The sequence below is a fragment of the Tenacibaculum sp. 190524A05c genome (assembly GCF_964036595.1).
In the GTDB taxonomy this organism is placed as follows: Bacteria; Bacteroidota; Bacteroidia; order Flavobacteriales; family Flavobacteriaceae; genus Polaribacter; species Polaribacter platacis.
This window is the reverse complement of record NZ_OZ038523.1, coordinates 3,912,526-3,934,256: the sequence shown is the minus strand read 5'-3', so window position 1 is coordinate 3,934,256 and position 21,731 is coordinate 3,912,526. Positions and strand designations below refer to the sequence as shown.

Below are 21,731 nucleotides of genomic sequence, written 5' to 3'. Positions count from 1 at the left end.
AACAACACAATTAATGAATACAAATTCGTTTCAATTACGTCACATTGGTCCTAGAACTAGAGAACAAGAAACTATGTTAAAAACTGTTGGAGTAGACAGTTTAGACCAATTAATTTACGAAACAATTCCAGACGATATCCGTTTGAAAAACTCACTTGATTTACCGGAAGCATTAAGTGAATATGAGTATTTAAATCATATTAACGAATTAGGTGCAAAAAATAAGGTTTTCAAAAGTTATATAGGATTAGGATATCATGAGGCAATTTTACCTGGTGTAATTCAAAGAAATATTTTAGAAAATCCAGGTTGGTATACAGCCTACACTCCTTATCAAGCTGAAATAGCCCAAGGTCGTTTAGAAGCTTTATTAAATTATCAAACTATGGTTTGTGATTTAACAGGTATGGAGTTAGCAAACGCTTCTCTTTTGGATGAAGGAACAGCTGCAGCAGAAGCTATGGCTTTACTTTTTGATGTTAGAGATAGAGCGAAGAAAAAAGCTGGAGCAAATAAATTCTTTGTATCGGAAGAAATTTTACCTCAAACCTTATCTGTTTTAAAGACTAGAGCTATTCCTATCGGAATTGAATTAGTTATTGGAGACCACTCTAAATTCGACTTCGCCGATGATTATTTTGGAGCAATTCTACAATATCCTGGTAAGCATGGTCAAGTTTATGATTATACTGATTTCGTAGGAAATTCTAATGCTAATAATATCAAAGTTGCTGTTGCAGCAGATATTTTATCACTAGCACTTTTAAAAGCTCCAGGTGAATTTGGAGTTGACGTTGTAGTTGGTACGACGCAACGATTTGGAATTCCTTTAGGATATGGTGGTCCTCACGCGGGATATTTTGCTACTAAAGAAGCTTATAAAAGAAGTATTCCAGGAAGAATCATTGGAGTAACTAAGGATGCAAATGAGAAAAGAGCACTTAGAATGGCTCTACAAACTCGTGAGCAGCATATTAAAAGAGAAAGAGCAACATCAAACATTTGTACTGCACAAGTATTATTAGCTGTAATGGCCGGTATGTATGCTGTATATCATGGAAAAGAAGGAATTCAATATATAGCAAACAATGTAAATACAGCAGCTACTACATTAACAGCCGCTTTAGAAAGACTTGGTTTCAAACAAAAGAACAGTTCTTATTTTGATACAATCTTAGTTGAAGTTGAAGCTGAGAAGTTAAAACCTGTTGCAGAATCAAACGGAATCAACTTTAATTATGTTGATAAGAATCACGTTTCAATATCTGTTAACGAAACTGTTGGTTTAAAAGAAATTAATGCTATTGTTGATTGTTTTGAACAAACTTTTAACATTCAAGATATTACTATTACTGAGTTTACACATACTGATGTAATTCCTTCAAGTATTAAAAGAAATACTTCATTCTTAGACAATGAAATCTTCAACTCATATCATTCTGAAACTGATATGATGCGATATATTAAAAAATTAGAGCGTAAAGATTTAGCGTTAAATCATTCTATGATTTCTTTAGGATCATGTACAATGAAATTAAATGCTGCATCTGAAATGCTTCCTTTAAGTAATCCGCAATGGGGTAATATTCACCCTTTTGTTCCCTTAGATCAAGCAGAAGGATATCAAACCGTTCTTAAAAACTTAGAACACCAATTAAATGTTGTAACAGGTTTTGCTGCAACATCATTACAACCAAACTCAGGTGCACAAGGAGAATTTGCAGGTTTAATGGTTATTAGAGCTTATCATTTAGCTAACGGTGATGACCACAGAAATATTTGTTTAATTCCTGCTTCTGCTCATGGTACCAATCCAGCATCTGCTGTAATGGCTGGAATGAAAGTAGTGGTTACAAAAACCGATGAGAAAGGTAATATTGATGTAGAAGATTTAAAAGCAAAAGCAGAATTACACAAAGATAATTTAGCTGCCTTAATGGTTACTTATCCTTCTACACACGGTGTATTTGAAAAGGCTATTCAGGAAATCACTCAAGTTATTCATGATAATGGAGGACAAGTATATATGGATGGAGCAAACATGAACGCTCAAGTTGGATTAACCAATCCTGCTACAATTGGAGCTGATGTTTGTCACTTAAATCTACATAAAACATTTGCAATTCCTCATGGAGGTGGTGGACCTGGAGTTGGACCAATTTGTGTTGCTCCTCAACTCGTTCCTTTCTTACCTACTAATCCAGTTATTAACACTGGTGGAGATAATCCTATTACGGCAATTTCAGCTGCACCTTGGGGATCTGCATTAGCTTGTTTAATTTCATACGGATACATTACAATGTTAGGCGCTCAAGGATTAACTGATTCTACAAAAGTGGCTATTTTAAATGCCAACTATATGAAAGAACGTTTACAAGGGCATTTTAGCACTTTATATACAGGTGAAATGGGTAGAGCTGCTCATGAAATGATTTTGGATTGTAGAGAGTTCAAGCAAAAAGGTATTGAGGTAGTTGATATTGCCAAAAGGTTAATGGACTATGGATTCCACGCTCCTACCGTTTCTTTCCCAGTTGCTGGAACAATAATGGTAGAACCAACAGAAAGTGAAAGTATAACTGAATTAGATCGTTTTTGTGACGCGTTAATCTCAATTAGAAAAGAGATTGAAAACGCAACTAAAGAAAACCCTAATAATGTACTTAAAAATGCTCCTCATACTCAAGAAATGTTAACTTCAGATTCATGGGATTTACCTTACTCAAGAAAAGAAGCTGCATTCCCTTTAGATTATATCGCAGATAATAAATTTTGGCCTTCAGTTAGAAGAGTTGACGATGCTTACGGAGATCGTAACCTAATTTGTTCTTGTAATCCTATTGAAGATTACATGGAAGCTGAAGCTTAAAACTTAAGTAATAAATATTACTAAACCACTATATTCAATATATAGTGGTTTTTTTATACATAAAAACCGCAACTATTAAAGAATAATTGCGGTCAAAAACTAATGTATGAGAAAAATTAATACTAGTTAAACCCCTACTTATATCTAGTATTAAACTTGTAGTATCCTCATTACCTCATACAGGCAAAAAGGAAATATTCTTCACTAAAAAAATTTTAGTAAACCATTTTTATAATAAAACGTTTTGTAAAAACATAGCAACACGTTTCATAGCTACAGCAATTTACCTCTTTTTGCTAATCCAGCAAAAATTTAAATGTTAATATATTCACAACTTCTATTGTTATATTCCAGATTAAATCCTATCGGTTTGGACGATTCTTTAAATACTTCTATTTTTAGACTACTATTTAAATGAAATTGCTAAATATCATGAGTAACTTAAGCCTTCAACTAACCACAAAAGAAAAAGAAGAATTACACCTTGCGAAGAGATTATTAGAAAATCCTGGAATTGCAATGAAAATTACAAATGTGTTAGGCAGTCCAATTCAACAAGGAATGGGTTTTTTACCAAAGAACTGGAATGAAAAACTTAGTGAGATTACCACTAATGCATTACTGAAAGCAGCAGATACCGCTGTTTTTACCCTTAAAAAAGAACATAAAAATAAGGCGTCTCAAAACCTATTTCATAAAATTTCTGCTGGAGCTACAGGTGCAATGGGCGGCGTATTTGGAATTGCTGGTCTAGCTATTGAATTACCAATCACAACAACAATAATACTGAGATCAGTAGCAGATATAGCTAGATCTAACGGGGAAAGCATAAATGAAATTGAAACTAAACTGGCTTGTTTAGAAGTATTCGCCTTAGGCGGAGATAAAATAGATGAAAGCACTCTTGAGTCCGGATACTATGCTACACGAACTTTTTTATCAAACTCGATGAGTCAAGCTACTAAGTATGTTACTGAGCAAGGTATTATTAATGAAGGTGCTCCTATTTTCCTTAACATTATTAGTAAGATCGCTAAAAAATTTGGAGTACAGGTTACAGAAAAAACAATAGCTCAATCTGTTCCAATTATTGGTGCTGCTGGAGGAGCAGTAATCAACACTGTCTTTATTAGTCACTTTCAAGATATGGCTCAAGGCCATTTTATTATAAGAAAATTAGAACGAAAATATAACCAAGGGACAATTAAAGCGTTATATCATAAGATTTAACAAAAACAATAACTTCCTCCCAAATTATTTTTCTTCTTTAAACAAATCTTTAGTTAAAAGCCGAAATGTTAATATAATTTATCATAAACAGCTATTTTCTGGGACATTTTTTATAAAATATCTAACGACATCTTAACTCCCTATTAAGAACTTATTATCTCTTTCATAAATAGTTTTGGAATAAATTTAAAATTAAAAATTATGAAAAAACTACTACTAACTGCTATGTTATTAGCTATGACGAACTGTTTAAATGCTCAGGAAAAAGATGAGAAATTTAAACTAGAAAAAGGAACTTGGGCATTAACAGGAAAGTTCTCATTAGGTTCTGATAGAGCCACATTTGACAGTGCTTCTGATAATGAAAGTACCAGATTTAATTTAAATATACTTCCTAGTGCAGAATACTTTATTTCGGATAACTTGTCAATAGGATTAGGGTTGGCATATAATTACAACGAATCAGAATTCGAATCCTCTAGCACAAACAACGTGAATATAAATAATTTGTATTCCGTTTCTTCTTACATCAAAAAATATGTGCCGGTTTCTAAAAAACTCTCGTTCTCTCTTCAAGGTGGACTAGGTTATACTTATACTGATAGCAAATATATTTCAAGTCAGAATGATCCATCCGGTAGTATCAGTAATAGATACAGTATAACTTTTAGGCCAGGAATTACCTATTTAATTACTGACAACCTAGCATTTGAAGCGAACTTAGGAAGATTAGGTTATAGCCACCAAAATTCAAGAAATAAATCAAGTTCGGATAATGCTTACGAAGACTCTTTTGATTTTGATTTAAAAGCCACCAACATTTTATTTGGACTGACCTTTTATCTGTAAAACCAACAATATAGTTTTTATAAAAACAAAACCTCTCTAATTTCGAATTAGAGAGGTTTTATTTTATACTAAGCTTGTGTATTTATGCTACGCTTACTATTCTTTGTACCGGAATTAAAGTTGCTTGTTTCAGTATTACAGACTTATCTGTAATACCCCAAATAGTGGTTTCAACCTTTTTGTAACCTCCATTATCTGCAAAGACAATTTTAACTTTTTGACGTTCTAAATTCCCAAGAATGAGTGCTCTTTGTAATTCTAATAAACGATTTACACGATCTTTTGTTTTTTGCAAAACTTCACTCTTAGGGAATTTAAGGAACTTGATTTGCTCCTTTTCAATTGTTTGAACATTTGAAATCATAAATACTTTTAATTAAGGGATTATAAGGAATATTGTAATTATTTATAGTGCACTACTAACACATTATATTCAACGGACGCAATATAATGAGAATAACACAAAAATAACCTTATTTAATTAAAAACTTATTAACAATAACATTCGTAAATAACGAATTTCGTATTCTTGTCTTTTACTAAAACCTTTGAAAAAAGTTTCTCTAAATGAGTTTTATAGTTCAAATGAATATTAGCAACCATTACAAAACGCCCTTCTTTCTTTAAGCAAGTCTTTATCTTCTGAAACAATCTTAGGGTAACTTCGATATTATTTTCATGTTCAAAATGAAATGGTGGATTAGAAAGTATCAGATCAAAATTATTCTCCTGTACTCCTTCAATAGTATCCGTACAAATGAATTTTGATTTGGTTTCAGGCAGATTAAGCTTAGACGATTCAATTGCTAAGTTAAAATCATCAACTAAGGTAACATTAGCTTTCTTGTTTTGTAACAAAACTTCATGTGAAATAATTCCATTACCAGATGCAACATCTAAAACATCAATTTCATGATTACTTACCTCTAAATGTTTTAATAAAAACTGAGTTCCTATATCTATTTTATCAGAAGAAAAAACACCATAATATTGTTTTAATAAATGATCATTCCAGTTGATTCTATTTATAAACTCCTTCTGTATATCTGATTTAGGTTCTTTAAGAATTAACAATCTAGCTTTTTTCCAAGCTTTAGTCTGACTAACATTCTCAAAATATTGGGATGCAATTTTTAGATATGCAGATGAAAAATACTTTGTCATAAAACTACAAACAACTTCAGTACCTTCATAAGACCCTTGAAATATTTGATTTAAAAAAAGCTCAAATAATTCTAACGACTTTGGAATTTTGATTAGGGCAACATCAACTACTTCCAAATTGTCTAAAGGTGTTTTAAATTGAATATCTGTAGTTAAGTTATTCCTTTCTAAATTTCGATTTATAGCCTTTTTCTGACTTGCATAAGTCCAAATAGTTTCGGTTTGCTTATCATGCAATGCACAATTCCAAACACCAAATCTATCATTAAACAAATGGAATTTCTTCTTTTTATAATCCTTAACATAATCCAATGCTAAAAGCTCTGCATTGCTCCATGCACGTAGTGCATTATCATTGGTTTCAGGATAACGTATTAATTCAAATTCTTTGGAACTGATTTGTAGTATTTTCTCCAAAAGTTATTTAAGTATCTACTTCAACAATTAATTAAAATATATTTCCTCTAACGAGGAAATATCTCCCGCTTTATTTCTTCTAAAAATATCTTTTGACGTAACCTCTTCAATTGATTTTTTCCCCATAGAAGAAACCACTTCTTTAACAGCCGCTATTGTCTTAGCATGATAATTCTTTACACGAACATTTTTATCAGCAACCACTAAAGCCTCTACTAAATCTTCATCTTGAGTTGCAACTCCAACAGGACAAGTATCTAAATTACACTCTCTAGCTTGAATACAACCTAAACTTAACATAAAACTTCTAGCCATTCCAATAGCATCTGCTCCCATTGCTTTAAGTTTAATAATATCGAAAGCATCAATAGCTTTTCCACTTGCAATAATCTTAATTTGATCTTTTAAATTATGCTTCACTAAAGTTTTATGAACAAAAGACAAACCTTCTAGTAATGGAGTTCCCACGTAATTTGTGAATTCCAACGGAGCTGAACCTGTTCCTCCTTCTCCCCCATCTACAGCAATAAAATCAGGATAGTTTCCAGCCTTAGCGAAACTTGTAATCATTTCTTCTATTTCCTCATTGTTACCAACGCAAAACTTAATTCCAATAGGTTTTCCATTACTTAATTCTCTTACTTTTTGAAGAAACGAAATCATTTCCTCGAAATTAGAAAAAGCAGAATGACTTGGAGGAGAATCTACACGAGTAAAAGGTTCTACTGAACGAATCTTTGAAATCTCTTCAGTATTTTTCTTAGCAGGTAAAATTCCTCCATGACCTGGTTTTGCTCCTTGAGACAACTTAATTTCAATCATTTTTACCTCTGGCCTGATTGCATTTTCTCTAAAAATCTCATCATCAAAATAACGCTTACCATCTATTGTTTTTCCTGCCCCAAAATATCCTGTACCTACTTGGAAAATTAAATCTCCTCCTTGTAAGTGATATGGAGAAACTCCTCCTTCTCCAGTATTATGTGCAAAATTTCCCATTTTAGCTCCTTGATTTAATGCCATAATCGCATTTTTACTTAGAGAACCAAAAGACATTGCCGATATATTAATAATTGAACTTTTATACTTTTGAGTACACTTGTCTGAACCAAATACAATTTCTTCGCCCATGACGTTATGATGATCTGTTGGGAAAATAGAATGTTTTACAAATTCATAACCTTTTTCATAAAGATCATGTTGAGTACCGAACGGAATTGTTTCTATTTCTTTTTTCGCCCTTTGATATACAATACTTCTTTTTTCCCTATTTATAGGCGTTCCGTTTAAATCATCTTCTATAAAATACTGCTGAATCTTTTCTCTTTCTTCTTCGAAAAACCATCTTAATCGAGCTATAATTGGAAAGGCTCTTAACAGCGAATGTTTTTTTTGCAGAAAAGCATCATATATTCCTAAAACTGTAAATGCGGAAGCAATGGTTAATAAAATATAATTTCCTAAATCAGGCATAAACCAAACTAATACGCCACAAAGTGCGTTAATAACAATCACTATTGCTAGAATTGTATCTCTCATCTTTTTTCGAATTTTGTTAGTGTTCTAGAGCTTAAAAATACAAGATTTATCGCATAAAAAAAGCTCTAACTTGAAAGTTAGAGCCTTTTGACATTGTGCTAAAGTTAAAATTACTTTTTGAACTTTGCATATTTGTTTTTGAACTTATCGATACGTCCAGCAGTATCAACTAACTTAGACTTACCAGTATAAAACGGGTGAGAAGTTCTAGAAATTTCTAATTTTACTAATGGATACTCTACACCATCAACATCTAAAGTTTCTTTTGTATTTGCTGTAGATCTAGTTAAAAATACATCTCCGTTAGACATATCTTTAAATGCAACCATTCTATAATTTTCTGGGTGTATACCTTTTTTCATCTTTGTAAACTTTTTATTTAATTTGAATTTGTTTAAAATTGGTAAGGTTTTAAACGCCTTCAGAAAAATCAAAAAACCTGCAATGGCTATTTGAGGGTGCAAATTTAACCCTTTTTTTTAAATTGCAAACAAATAAATTAGTTTATTTGTAATTAAATTACACAAAAACAATCCACAACCAAAGTAATATGAAATTTATCAAACAAGCTTCTATATTTAGTTTACTTCTTTTAACTTTAAATTCTTGTGGAGAAGCAAGTTATCGTTTCAAATTAAATGTTCCAAATAAAACGACATTAGGTCAAACTGTAAATGTGAAATTTGAACAATTAAATGGAAACAAAATAGACAGTGTTCATGTTTTTGCAGGAACGAAACGTTTAGCTTTAGAAAATAATTCAGCAACGATTAACACTACCGAACTTGGTGTTGGTAAACATCCTATTACAGCATTAGCCTTTATACCAGGAAAAGTAAAAAGAGTGAATAATTCAGTTGAAGTTTTCTCTAATAAAGAATATGACAATTACACATATAAAATAGTTAATACATTCCCACATGATCCTAAAGCATTTACACAAGGATTAGAATATCATAATGGTTTTCTCTATGAAACAACAGGAAGAAATGGACAATCTTGGTTAAGAAAAGTAGAAATTGAAACAGGAAAAGTACTACAGCAATACGATTTAAGTGATAAATATTTTGGTGAAGGTATGACTATTGTTGACAATCAAATTTTTTGGTTGACTTGGAAAGCAGGTAAAGGTTTTATTTTTGACTTAGATACTTTTAAAATAATTAAAGAGTTTAAATATCAAAAAAGTATTGAAGGTTGGGGATTAACACATTCAGATACTCAACTTATAAAATCTGATGGAACCAATAAAATTTGGTTCTTAAATCCTAAAACTCAAAAAGAAGAAAGAAGCATTCAGGTATATACTCCTAAAGTAACTTTAGAAAAATTAAACGAATTAGAGTATATAAATGGAAAAATATATGCTAATTATTGGCAACAACCGTTTATAGCTATAATAAACCCTGAAAATGGAGTTGTTGATGGAGTTGTTGTTTTAAAAGATTTAGTAAAAGAAATCAAAAAAACACAAAAGATTAACGATGGTGATGATGTTTTAAATGGAATCGCCTTTGATAAAGAGAATAATCGTTTATTTGTAACTGGGAAGAATTGGGGTAAATTATTTGAAATAGAAATCATTAAGCAATAATCCAAATTATGAAGTATATACAGACTGTTCTTATTTTAGTAGCTATCATTGCTGTTAGTTCTTGTAGAAAAGATTTTAGTACAATTGCTAGCTCTGGTAAATTAGAATTCTCAAAGGACACTGTATTTTTAGATACTATTTTCAGTAATATCGGTTCATCTACGTATAATTTAAAAGTTTATAATCGTAGTGATGATGCAATTAGTATTCCTCAAATTCGATTAGAAAATGGTATTACTTCAAATTATAGATTAAATGTTGATGGAATTCCTGGAAAAATATTTCAGGATATTGAAATTTTAGCGAACGATAGTATTTTCGTTTTTGTTGAAACTACAATAGACTTCAGCGCAGTTCCAGATCCTTTATACACCGATAAAATTCTTTTTGATAACGGAGATAATCAACAAGATGTAGATTTAGTGACACTTGTTCAAGATGCTACTTTTATTTTCCCTGAGAGAGATCCTATAACCATGGAAATAGACCAACTAACCTTAGATGGTCAGGCAACAACTATTCAAGGAAGATATTTAGAGGATAGTGAACTTACTTTCACTAACGAAAAACCTTATGTAATTTATGGATATGCAGCAGTGCCTGCAAACAAAACATTAACTATTGAGGCTGGTGCACGAATTCATTTTCATGACAATTCAGGATTAATTATTGATGATGAAGGAACGTTAAAAGTAAACGGAACTTTAAGTGATAAGGTTACTTTTGAAGGCGATCGATTAGAACCATTTTTTGACAATGTACCAGGACAATGGGGAACTATTTGGATGAGAGCTGGAAGTAAAGACAACGAATTAAATCATACTGTAATTAAAAATGGTATTATCGGGGTTTTAGTAGATAGTTTAGGAACGGCTGGTGTACCAACACTTAAAATTGATAATACCGAAATTTATAATAATTCTAGTTTTGGAATTTTAGGAAGAGAAGCTCAAATTGAAGGAAGTAATGCTGTGATTGGAGATGCAGGACAGGCTTCTTTAGCAGGAACTGTTGGTGGTTCATATAATTTTACACATTCTACATTTGCTAACTACTGGAACAATAGTTTACGAACTTTACCAGCCGTATTAATTAACAACTTTTTTGTTTTCGAAAATGATCAAGGCCAAGAGGTTGCTGAAACTAGAGATTTAATTGCTGCGAATTTTACAAACTGTATTATTGATGGTAGTAATAATGTTGAATTTGTTTTAGATAAATTAGATGGTGGGTTATTCAATTATTTCATCGAAAACAACTTAATTAAATTCGATGATTTTAATAACTCATTCGTAAACAATAACGAATTAAACTTTAACGACACTACACATTATTTAAACAATATCATTAATGGAAATCCAGACTTTATTGGACGATTTGATGAAGATTTTAGAATTGGTGGAGATAGTGATGCAATTAACAAAGCAAAAGCAACTTCTATATCTATAGATTTATTAGGAATGGATAGAACCACTGCTCCAGATATTGGTGCATATCAACATATCATTTCCGAATAATCTATTTGACCTTTTTAATTTAACTAAACACTTCCTACCGTTTATCGAATTTCACTTAACACACTGAAATTCTGACGTATATTTGTATCAAAGTTTGTTTCATTATAATTATTTATAGTAGTTAATTTGGTTTGTAAAGGACTATTTGTTAGGATAACGAGTAGTCCTTTCTATTTAACCCTATTTTGATTCAAATCAATTCTGAAATTAAGTTTACGAAAGCTTGTTTATCATCAACAATTAAAGCCAGTGATTTTGCTTCTTTTTTTATTCCGTAAATACTTTCAAATTCAATCGGTTCTTTAAAATGAATAATTGTGTTATGTCCGCATAACTTTCCTAAAAATGAAAAGTATTGAATAGTATCATCCTCTATTTCTTTTGAGGTTAATTCAATTTTTTCAATATTGTTTATTGAAACATTTGCAAAACTGGCAAAACCAAATCGTAACAGTAACTCTCTATTCTCTTCATTATACACTAACGGTCTTTTTAACATCGATTTAAAAAGAGCTACAAGTTGTAATAATGTATACACACTTACAATAGATAAAAACCAAGCTAAACCTACATTCCACTTTGACACTAAAACGTGTAATACCGAAGTTTCTATTACAACTACCAATATCAATCCTAACAATACTCCTGAGTATGTTCCTTCTTTAGTGTATGTAAATGAATTTTTACTCGGTTTTAATTTCTTCCAATCGAAAAAAACATAGTAAAAAACAGTAAGTTCTGTTGCTAGAAAATGAGCTACTTTTTCAGGAAGTATTTCCTTGGTTGCAATTTGAATTGCATCATAGAAATCTAGATTTTCTTTTTTCTTTTTAAACGATTTAAAAATTAATCTGGCTTTATAGATTACAAAACTTAACACTCCTAACTCCACAACAGGTAGAATAAAATCTTTCACCCAATCTAATAAAGACTGATCTTCTTTCGGTATTAGTAAGCTTGCAGTAATCGTTCCAATAATAAATACAGAGACAATAGTAATTTTTGGGATCTCCTTCTTTCTGATTAAAAAGAAATAGCATAATGGAATAGTAATCAAAAAATCTATAATAATATAATTAGATAATTGAGAGCTGTAAGAACCAGATTTCAACAATACTATCAGACTTAAAAAAAGAAGAGCAGGGATAATTATAAAATTAAACCTGCTCCAGTATTTATTTAGTGTAAACATAACTAATCTATTTATACGTATTAGTAGAAACATTTAGGGTTATGTTACGTGTAATTTGAACTTTTTATTCATTCTTGTAGACCACTCCATTTTTCATAACAAAAACTACTTTTTCCATAGTATTTATATTTTTCGTTGGATCTTCGTCTACCGCTACAATATCGGCGAAAAAACCAGCTTTAACTTGACCAATTTCGTTTTCCATTTTCAAAATTTTAGCATTAGTAACTGTTGCAGCTTGAATTGTTTCCATTGCTGGCATTCCTGCCTCCACCATAAAACCAAATTCTTTTGCATTATCTCCATGTTTAAAAACACCTGCATCCGTACCAAATGCAATCCCAACTCCTCTTTTATATGCTTTTGCAAATGTTCCTTGAATTTGAGGTCCAACAGCCAATGCTTTAGGAACAACAACTTCAGGATAATACCCTTTTACCTTAGCTTTATCTACAACCTCTTTACCCGCTGTAATCGTAGGAACTAAATACACGTCGTATTTCTTCATTAAATCCATTGTTGCTTCGCTCATATATGTTCCATGCTCAATAGTTTTTACTCCACCAAGAACCGCGCGTTGCATTCCGTCATCTCCATGAGCATGAGCAGCTACATGCATTCCATAATCTTTTGCCATATCACAGATTGCTTTTACCTCTTCAATTGTAAATTGAGGATTATCTCCACTTTTCGCTACACTTAAAACTCCTCCCGTTGCAGTAATTTTTATACAATCTGCGCCATTTTTATATCGTTGTCGAACCGCTTTCTTTGCATCTTCAACACTATTTACAATTCCTTCTTTTGGACCTGGGTTTCCAATTAAGACTCTTCTACTTCCATTAGTTGGATCTGCATGCCCTCCTGTACTTGCTAAAGCTTTTCCTGCAGTAAACACTCTTGGTCCTGGAATTTTACCTGCATCAATAGCTTTTCTAATTGAAATATTAACTCCTGTTCCACCTAAATCTCTAACGGTTGTAAATCCTTTTAACAAAGTTGTCTCCGCGAATCCTACAGAATTAAAAGCAACATCTGCTTCATCAAGAACATATCTTTCTAATCTTGTTCTTGGTCCAAACTCATTTTCAATATGCACATGCAAATCAATTAATCCTGGCATTACAACTTTATCTTTTAAATCAATAATCTTATCCTTACCGTTTCTAGGAACAGCATACCCATCTAAAACACCAGTTATTTTATTCTTATTAACGATAATAGTTTGCTTCGTTTTAATTGTTCCTGCTTTTGTATCTATCAATTTCCCACAATGGATATATGTAGTTTGACCTACCAAGGTCATTACAGAAAATAAAAAAAGACTAAGAAGTAGTAATTTTCTCATTTTTAATAAAAAATTAAGTTTAATAGAACTCTAAAATAGATAATTTCGTAATAAAAAGTCAAAAGTTGTGTAACAGAAAATAAAATCGCAATTTTGATTTATTAATAAGCATGTTATTTTATGGAAGGTTTTTCTGGACTTTTTTCGGATAAGAAACAATTTAATTATTTTGGAAAAGGAAGCGAGTTTGCGCTGATTTTTTTCAAGAACATTTTCTTAACTATAATTACACTTGGTATTTATTATCCTTGGGCAAAAGTAGAACTGTTACAATACCATTATAAATCAACAGAAATAGAGAAAAATAGCTTTGTTTTTCATGGTACAGGTAAAGAAGTATTCACGGGATTCCTTAAAGTCTATGCTGTAATATTCTTATTTTACGCATTCTTGTTTTACGGAACTTTTACAGATAATCCTAAATTCACCGGTATAACGGTAGCAGTATTTTACCTTTTGCTTATTTTATTAATTCCATTCGCTATACATGGTGCTGTAAAATATCGTTCTTCAAAAAGTTCATGGAAAGGAATTCATTTTTCATACTTAGGAGATAAAATGGAGTTATTCTGGAAATGTATAATCGGAACATTATTAACAATTCTAACTTTAGGGATATATGGAGCTTGGTTTAGTGTTGATTTAAGAAAATATATTTTTAGTCACCTACGATTTGGAAATCTATCATTTGATTTTGAAGGAAAAGGAGATACTCTTTTCTGGATTAATCTAAAGTTCTTTTTCTTGTTTTATTTAACCTTAGGAATTTATACAATTTGGTATATCAAAGAATTGTATAGCTATTATGCAGAGAACACGAAAATAACGCAAAACGGAAGAAACATTGGATTTAATTTCACGGCCAAAGCTGGTGATATATTCGAATTATTAGTAGTTAATTTCTTATTAGCTGTTCTTACATTAGGACTAGCAACACCATGGATTATTGTAAGAACTCAAACCTTTATCTTTAGATTTATTGAAATTGAAGAAGGACTAAACACCGACTCAATTCAAAAAATAAACTACGACAATTATAGCGATGCTTCTGGAGATAGTTTTTTAGATTTCTTAGAACTTGATCTTTTATAAAACCAAATGATGAAAAAAAATATTGTAATTACAGGAACTAGTAGAGGAATTGGTTTTCAACTAGCACAACAATTTGCGCAGGAAGGACATCAAGTTATTGCACTATCAAGGAATAGTGGTCCGTTAGAAAAAGTAAACAATGCCAATATACTTCCTATCGCAACCGACTTAATGGATGAAAATTCTTTAGGAAAAGCGGCTTCAATTATACTTGAAAAATTTGGTCGAGTTGATGTTTTAATCAACAATGCAGGAATGCTAGTGAACAAACCATTTGAAGAGATTACAGCTGAAGATTTTTTAAAAGTATACCAAGTAAATGTTTTTGCTGTTGCTCAACTTACACAAAAACTAATTCCTGCAATGAAATCAGGAAGTCATGTTGTAACGATAAGTAGTATGGGAGGTATTCAAGGAAGTATGAAATTCCCTGGGTTAGCTGCTTATAGTTCTGCAAAAGGAGCCGTTATTACACTATCAGAATTGCTTGCTGAAGAATATAAAGAAAAAGGAATTGCATTTAATGTTTTAGCTTTAGGAGCTGTTCAAACAGAAATGTTAGAAGAAGCTTTTCCTGGTTATCAAGCGCCAATAACTGCGAAAGAAATGGCCGATTACATTTTTAATTTTGCTTTAACTGGTAACAAAATTTATAATGGTAAAGTATTACAAGTTTCTAGCTCAACGCCATAAATAAAAACATTGACGAACACCCTACAAAAATACATTTCCGAAAATGCTGTTCCGATCGTTATCTATTTAATTAACGAACACAAGGTAAACCTGAAAATTGTAAATCAACGACAAACCAAACATGGTGACTTCAGAACCTTACCAAACGGAAAAACACAAATTACAGTTAATAACAACCTAAATAAACATCAGTTTTTATTGACATTAATTCATGAAATTGCTCATCATGTTACGTATAAAAAATTTGGACGTGTGCAGCCTCATGGAAAAGAATGGAAAACTGTATTTCAGCATTTAATGCTACCTTTTTTGCGTCCAGATATTTACCCAACAAACATACTTCCGTACTTAGCAAATCATATGAAAAACCCAAAAGCAAGTACCGATGCAGATGTAAAATTATCATTAGCATTACGAGAAGGTATGGCAGAACCGGGAAAGAGTTTTATATTTGATATTCCACAAGGCAGTATTTTTCAATATAGAAATACACTTTACAAACGTGGATATAAAAGAAGAACGCGCTATGAATGCCTTAACTTAACTGACAAACGCGTTTATCTTTTTAATCAAAATGTTGAAGTTATACCCGTTAACCAATAAAATCAAACTTTCCTATGAAGAACAATTTTTATGCAGTAATTATGGCTGGTGGAGTCGGATCTAGATTCTGGCCAGTAAGTACACAAAAATTTCCAAAGCAATTTCACGATATGTTAGGAACTGGACAATCTTTAATCCAGAGAACTTTTGAACGTATTAATGAACTTGTACCAACAAGTAATATTTTAATTGCAACGAATGAGAATTACGAAAAATTAGTACTTCAACAAATTCCCCAACTTAATACAAAACAATTATTATTGGAACCTGTAATGCGAAATACTGCACCTTGTATTTTGTATTCTGCCTTAAAAATATACAATCAAAATCCAGATGCTGTGATTTTAGTAGCACCATCAGATCACTGGATTAAAGACGAAGGTGAATTCTTAAGAAATATTCAAACTTCATTTGAAGCCTGCGCTAAAGATGACATTTTAATGACTTTAGGAATTCAACCAGATCATCCAAATACAGGATATGGCTATATTCAGTATGAAAATGCTGAATCTGAAATAAAAAAAGTAAAAAACTTCACCGAAAAACCTGATTTAGAAACAGCTGAATCATTTTTATCTAGTGGTGATTATTTATGGAATGCTGGTATTTTTGTTTGGTCTGCTAAAAGCATTTTAAACGCTTTTAAGGAATATTTACCTGATATGGTAAATGTACTTGATGATGGAAATAATGTATACAACACAGATTTTGAAGATGACTTCATCAAGAACAACTATAAAAATTGCGAAAACATTTCAATTGACTTTGGAATTATGGAGCGTGCGAAAAATGTTCATGTACTTCCTGTTGATTTTGGATGGAACGATTTAGGTACTTGGGGATCTTTATACGGAAAGCTTAAAAAAGATGAAGATGAAAATGCTGTAGTTGGTGCAAACGTAATCTTTAGAGATGCCAAAGGAAATATGATTCGTACTGAAAACGGGAAACGAGTTGTTATTCAAGGATTAGAAGATTTTATTGTAGTAGAAAAGAAGGACATTATTATGATTTGTCCTAGAAAAGATGATCAAGACATTAAAAAAATAATGGCTGAAGCAAGAGATTCTTTTGGTAAAAAGTTTGTTTAGATAGTAAACACTTTAGGTTCTTAACCATTACAATTTAAAATATTTAGAAACAATAAACCTCTGAGATTCTCAGAGGTTTATTGTTTTATTGCTATGAATTCTTCAATCCTTTTCCAATTAACTAACTAATAACACAAAGTATCCTAATTACAATTCCGAATTCTTTTAACTAAATATCATTTCAATAGTAAATTCAAAAACCTCAACTCCCTCCTATTCAACAACTAATCCATATAAATTTTAACAAAAATTAGAATATGAACAATTTTATGTTAATTTTGGCGTTTTCTTTTTGAATTGAATGGGGCTTCAATTCATTAAGTAATACTATATTAACATGATAGCTATAGATTTTCGTATCTTAAGCTGGGGGAAAAATGAAAAATAAACTCTTACTACTAGCATTTGCTATTTCATTAATAGCAAGTGCACAACAACATACCTATGGTATTTATTTTCCTGATGGGGACAGAGAAAATAAATGTAATGCGTTTACAAAGGTTTTTAAACAAAAACCTAACTACGTAAGATTTGGTGTGCGTTTAGAAGACAATAAGCTATATTTTGAGGTTAACAATAAAAGTTGGTACAACGCTTTATTTAAAGAAAAAGGCGATGGAATTGCAGTAGATATTGTTAGAAGAAAACGATATTCTTGTGATAAAGAAGTAAAACCTTCTCAAATTCGTGGAGTGTTATTACCTCCAGTTTATGAAATTAATAAGCCTGGAAAATTAAAGAGTGCTGGTAGAAATAGATATCGCGTTTATATCGGTAAAGTTCCTCCAAACTTGCAAAAGGAAGAAATCGAATTCAATTTGTTATTCTTACACAATAAAGCCTTTTGTAAATATTATACAATTTACAACTTAGAAAAGTATCCTAGAGGTTTATTGGATATGGGAGTTTATTTAGATGATATTACCTACAAGAACAAAAAAATTACATCTAACAAAAATGATATTGTTACAAAGTACAAGAAACTAACGTTTTCTATACCTTTTGAAAAAGACAAATCAGAGTATAAACCAGAAGACATAAAGCCTTTATACGATTCGTTACAACTCACAGATTACAATATCAAAAAGATTGACATTAATGCTTATGCATCTGTAGAAGGAAGTACTGAAAGGAATTTCACTCTTCAAAATCAAAGAGCCAAAAGTATTGCTGGTTCTCTACAATCCTTTCAAGAACCAAGTATTGTAACGAAAATTTCTACTTCGGAAAATTGGGTAGAGTTCTTTAAAGACATTAAAAAAACTAAGCATAAGAAATTAGTTTCATTACCGAAGAAAAAGGTAAAAGCTAAACTTATAAATGAATATGCCGTTAACTTAGAACCGATACTAAGAAACCACAGAAAAGCCGTTGTTGTATTGTCTTTAGAAAAGAAAGACGAGTACAAGAAGTTACATGTAGATCAACTAGTAACACTTTTCAACAAAGCTGTTCGCGCTGATAAATTAGAGGATGCATGCGCTATTCAAAATTCTATTTTAGATCGCCTTCGTGATAAGTTCAAACCTCAGGTATTGAAAAACATGAAGATTCCTAAAAGTAAAAGATACTTACGTTTACTTACTAAAAATTGTATTTTCAAGTATTTCGTAGACTTAAGACAAACTTTAAATGTTGAAAAAGAGTTATTACAGCTTGAAAAGTTAGAACCTAACGACAAACGATTAAAATACAATTTGGCGGTTTTAAAGTTTATTATCTGGAAGCATAAAGCCAGAAAAATAGATAGAAATCAGTTTAAGAATCAAATTTTAAATCTTGAAAAATATGGGATTTCTAAAGACTTAATTGATAAGATGATTGTTAACTATCATATCATAAAAGCAGAAGAAGATTTACGTAAGAACGATCACGACGGAAAAGATAAATCTGTGGATTATGTTTTAAAATCGTATCAAGATTTAGTCTTATCGGATTTTGATTACTTGAGTATCGCTCAATTCTTTACATATTATTCTAGTATTTACGATGCAATTCACACCATAGAAAATAAAGTGAATGACATTACTGTTGATGAAGATTTACTTTTCTATTATTTGAATTTAACTATTACAAAAGAAGAACTCACAAGTACAGAAGAATATAGAACCGTTATGTTAAATGCTATAAATATGAATCAGAAACGTTTTTGTAGTTTATATAACTCTGCACTTAAAAAAGGAGTTACATTTCAGTTATTAGAAGATGAATATTTGAGAGCTACCTATTGCGAGAATTGTAGCAAGTAATATTTAAAAGTAGTTGTTAAGGTATAAATACCAGGCGCTGTTTGATGGAATTATCTCCAATTACCCATGCAATTAGATAACCTCCAGCTCCATCACTATTCCATTGATACAAAATAAAGTCTTCTTTATTCTTAATCACTTTGAAATTATTGGAGCACTCAAAAATATCTTCATAAAATATTTTTGGGACTTCTACTAATACACCATTATATTTTATATCAATTCCTTTAACCTCAGTTTTAGGTTTATTTCCATCTGTCCCATAAATATTCCTGCCATTAATCTGCATTAGAAAATTATCCTTGTAATCACAAATTTTGTTCTTATCACTAAAACTCTCTAATTTGTATTTAAAGAAAAAATTGTTCCCATTGTAATCGGGAAGTTCTTCTATTGGTTGTAAACGTGACTTATGAATAAACCCTTCTAAATAATTTAAATTTTTTGAATTACCTAAAGAATACTTGTTCTTTGAAATAAATACAGGAATCCAATTCGAATCCTTATTTTCTTCTGGTAATTCAAAAATAAACACCTCAGATTCTGTTAACTTATAAATTATTCTAGAGTCAATATTAGGGAGCTCTCGCACATTTGTATAGCCATCAACGTCTTTAATAATTGCCAATTGTCCATAAGCTATATTGATATAACCTAAAAATAGAAATAGATATATGAATGACTTCATTTATGTGAGATAGAATGGTTGCTTTACACAACAAACTTAACTATTTAAACTGATTAACCATTTCTTCAAAAAACGGGAAGTAGTATTCTGGTAAGTACGATCCATTTTTTCGGCCGTATTCAGTACCTTTATCATCAACAAATAAAATTGTTGGAAACGAAGATTGTCCGTATTTTTCACTCAGCTGTTTATTTATTTTTCTATTTTCTTTAGAAACTAAATCTTTATTTCTAGGAAAATCAGCCATATATAATACTAAATGCTCCTCTGAAAACTTTTTAAATATTTCGGTGTGAAATAGATTTTTATCCAAGTTGATGCAAGGCCCACACCAATCTGAACCCGTAAAATAAACTAAAATAAGTTTATTTTCGTCTTTGGATTTTTCAATTGCATCTTGTAAAGTTGGTTGCCAATTGATATGAATTTTCTCTTGAGCAAATACGGAAGAAATTGTAAAAAACAATATCGTAGAAAGTAAAAAGTGTTTCATTTAAAAAATCTTTACAACATAAACCTTTCAAAAACAGTGCCAATATACGGAAAATTAGCCTTCAACAAATTCTAGTATCCTTGAAGCAAACGCTTTCTCTTGATTAAATAAAGAATTATGAATTTCTAGATAATAAAGGTTCTCTAATTTTCCCTTTAATCTAACATAATCTTTTTCAGTAGTTAATACTATTTTATGCTCAGTTTCTAATCTACTTTGAGCTGTTTTAATCCCTTCGATATCATGTTCTGAAAAATGATGATGATCAGGATATTTGATATGTGTGTAGTTTACTTTTCCCTCTTTTAAATACTCAAATAAACTAATCGGATTAGCTATTCCAGTAACCAAAACAACTTCTTCTTCTAAACTATCTAAAGCCAAAGGATTGATATTCCCCTTTAACTCTTGATTGTACTCTATTTTACTAAAAAACAGTTCTTGATTGCCATTTAACTTCAATTTTAAACGAATCGATTCCTGCTCCTGCATTGAAAGTTCATTTGGACATTTAGTTACCACTACCATATCCGCTCTTTTAGCTCCACTCCTACTTTCTCTTAAATTACCTGTTGGCAATAAAAAGTCATTTACATACAAATCATTGTACTTGGTTAACAGTATATAAAATCCAGCTTTCACTTTTCTATGCTGATATGCATCATCCAATAGAACTATTTCAGGTTGTATCTGTTTTTGTAATTCAGTTATTCCATTTGTTCTATCTGCATCTACAGCTACATGAATTCCATCGAATTTCGAATAAAACTGCAATGGCTCGTCACCAACATCTTCTGCAGAATGTTTGTCATTAAGCAACTGAAAACCCTTTGTTTTTCTTTTATACCCTCGACTTAAAACAGCTATTTTATATTGGTCTTTTAATAATCGAATCAAATATTCAATTTGAGGAGTTTTCCCAGTACCTCCAACTGTTAAGTTGCCAACAGCAATTACTGGAATATCAAATGAAGTTGATTTTAAAACGTTTATATCAAACAAAAAGTTTCTCAAACGCGTGATAAAATCATATACAATAGCAAATGGAAATAATAAAAAACGAATTAGTTTCATCGAAACGAAAATACATTAAAAATCTTAAC

At 31.0% G+C, this 21,731-nt stretch carries 19 protein-coding genes; 10 read left to right on the top strand and 9 right to left on the bottom strand.

The features are described 5' to 3' along the window. The first annotated feature begins 13 nt into the window (after positions 1–13). The 3 genes from gcvP (at position 14) to ABNT61_RS17670 (ending at position 4,948) form a co-directional block, all read left to right on the top strand. Positions 14–2,869 carry an aminomethyl-transferring glycine dehydrogenase gene (gcvP, locus tag ABNT61_RS17680; protein WP_348744187.1) on the top strand — a complete coding sequence of 952 codons (2,856 nt, stop codon included), beginning with the start codon at positions 14–16 and terminating at the stop codon, positions 2,867–2,869. Between the two features lie 432 nt (positions 2,870–3,301). Beyond that, positions 3,302–4,099, top strand: coding sequence for an EcsC family protein (locus tag ABNT61_RS17675; RefSeq protein WP_348722095.1), 798 nt, complete (start codon positions 3,302–3,304; stop codon positions 4,097–4,099). 201 nt (positions 4,100–4,300) lie between these two features. Then, on the top strand, positions 4,301–4,948 hold the full coding sequence (locus tag ABNT61_RS17670) for an outer membrane protein (protein ID WP_348744186.1): 648 nt from the start codon (positions 4,301–4,303) through the stop codon (positions 4,946–4,948). 82 nt (positions 4,949–5,030) lie between these two features. Here ABNT61_RS17670 and ABNT61_RS17665 read toward each other — a convergent pair whose 3' ends face one another. The 4 genes from ABNT61_RS17665 to ABNT61_RS17650 all read right to left on the bottom strand — a co-directional run bounded on the left by ABNT61_RS17665 (position 5,031) and on the right by ABNT61_RS17650 (position 8,430). Next, positions 5,031–5,312, bottom strand: a complete 282-nt coding sequence (locus ABNT61_RS17665) for a hypothetical protein (RefSeq protein WP_348713440.1) — start codon at positions 5,310–5,312, stop codon at positions 5,031–5,033. A 128-nt stretch (positions 5,313–5,440) separates the two neighbouring features. Next, complete coding sequence (locus ABNT61_RS17660) at positions 5,441–6,529, bottom strand: class I SAM-dependent methyltransferase (RefSeq protein ID WP_348744185.1); 1,089 nt, start codon at positions 6,527–6,529, stop codon at positions 5,441–5,443. Positions 6,530–6,556: 27 nt separating this feature from the next. Continuing rightward, complete coding sequence (locus ABNT61_RS17655; protein WP_348744184.1) at positions 6,557–8,068, bottom strand: FMN-binding glutamate synthase family protein; 1,512 nt, start codon at positions 8,066–8,068, stop codon at positions 6,557–6,559. Between the two features lie 110 nt (positions 8,069–8,178). Then, the gene (locus tag ABNT61_RS17650; protein WP_095070479.1) at positions 8,179–8,430 is read right to left on the bottom strand and encodes a type B 50S ribosomal protein L31; all 252 of its coding nucleotides are present in this window, start codon (positions 8,428–8,430) and stop codon (positions 8,179–8,181) included. Between the two features lie 188 nt (positions 8,431–8,618). On the opposite strand from ABNT61_RS17650, the gene ABNT61_RS17645 reads away from it, so the two are divergent. Together ABNT61_RS17645 and ABNT61_RS17640 are read left to right on the top strand one after the other, a co-directional pair. Continuing rightward, entirely contained in the window at positions 8,619–9,662 is a 1,044-nt protein-coding gene (locus ABNT61_RS17645) for a glutaminyl-peptide cyclotransferase (protein WP_348744183.1), read from the top strand. Positions 9,663–9,670: 8 nt separating this feature from the next. Further along, positions 9,671–11,179: a hypothetical protein gene (locus ABNT61_RS17640; RefSeq protein WP_348744182.1), complete on the top strand. Its 1,509-nt coding sequence runs from the start codon at positions 9,671–9,673 to the stop codon at positions 11,177–11,179. Positions 11,180–11,369: 190 nt separating this feature from the next. Here ABNT61_RS17640 and ABNT61_RS17635 read toward each other — a convergent pair whose 3' ends face one another. Both ABNT61_RS17635 and ABNT61_RS17630 read right to left on the bottom strand, forming a co-directional pair. After that, complete coding sequence (locus tag ABNT61_RS17635) at positions 11,370–12,371, bottom strand: hypothetical protein (RefSeq protein WP_348744181.1); 1,002 nt, start codon at positions 12,369–12,371, stop codon at positions 11,370–11,372. A 64-nt stretch (positions 12,372–12,435) separates the two neighbouring features. Further along, on the bottom strand, positions 12,436–13,719 hold the full coding sequence (locus ABNT61_RS17630; RefSeq protein ID WP_348744180.1) for a metal-dependent hydrolase family protein: 1,284 nt from the start codon (positions 13,717–13,719) through the stop codon (positions 12,436–12,438). A 120-nt stretch (positions 13,720–13,839) separates the two neighbouring features. On the opposite strand from ABNT61_RS17630, the gene ABNT61_RS17625 reads away from it, so the two are divergent. The 5 genes from ABNT61_RS17625 to ABNT61_RS17605 all read left to right on the top strand — a co-directional run bounded on the left by ABNT61_RS17625 (position 13,840) and on the right by ABNT61_RS17605 (position 19,447). Beyond that, positions 13,840–14,811 carry a YjgN family protein gene (locus ABNT61_RS17625; RefSeq protein ID WP_348722110.1) on the top strand — a complete coding sequence of 324 codons (972 nt, stop codon included), beginning with the start codon at positions 13,840–13,842 and terminating at the stop codon, positions 14,809–14,811. A gap of 6 nt (positions 14,812–14,817) precedes the next feature. Beyond that, entirely contained in the window at positions 14,818–15,504 is a 687-nt protein-coding gene (locus ABNT61_RS17620) for an SDR family oxidoreductase (protein ID WP_348744179.1), read from the top strand. 9 nt (positions 15,505–15,513) lie between these two features. Continuing rightward, on the top strand, positions 15,514–16,107 hold the full coding sequence (locus ABNT61_RS17615; RefSeq protein WP_348744178.1) for a SprT-like domain-containing protein: 594 nt from the start codon (positions 15,514–15,516) through the stop codon (positions 16,105–16,107). 14 nt (positions 16,108–16,121) lie between these two features. Then, entirely contained in the window at positions 16,122–17,198 is a 1,077-nt protein-coding gene (locus tag ABNT61_RS17610; protein ID WP_348713428.1) for a mannose-1-phosphate guanylyltransferase, read from the top strand. Positions 17,199–17,575: 377 nt separating this feature from the next. Beyond that, positions 17,576–19,447, top strand: a complete 1,872-nt coding sequence (locus tag ABNT61_RS17605; protein WP_348744177.1) for a hypothetical protein — start codon at positions 17,576–17,578, stop codon at positions 19,445–19,447. A gap of 16 nt (positions 19,448–19,463) precedes the next feature. Here the strand turns inward: ABNT61_RS17605 and ABNT61_RS17600 are convergent, their stop codons facing one another. Genes ABNT61_RS17600 through lpxK form a run of 3 tightly spaced genes read right to left on the bottom strand, consistent with a single transcriptional unit; the run spans position 19,464 to position 21,702 of the window. After that, entirely contained in the window at positions 19,464–20,135 is a 672-nt protein-coding gene (locus ABNT61_RS17600) for a hypothetical protein (protein ID WP_348744176.1), read from the bottom strand. A 40-nt stretch (positions 20,136–20,175) separates the two neighbouring features. Beyond that, positions 20,176–20,628: a thioredoxin family protein gene (locus ABNT61_RS17595; protein ID WP_348744175.1), complete on the bottom strand. Its 453-nt coding sequence runs from the start codon at positions 20,626–20,628 to the stop codon at positions 20,176–20,178. 54 nt (positions 20,629–20,682) lie between these two features. Further along, entirely contained in the window at positions 20,683–21,702 is a 1,020-nt protein-coding gene (gene lpxK / locus ABNT61_RS17590; protein ID WP_348744174.1) for a tetraacyldisaccharide 4'-kinase, read from the bottom strand. Between the last annotated feature and the right edge of the window lie 29 nt (positions 21,703–21,731).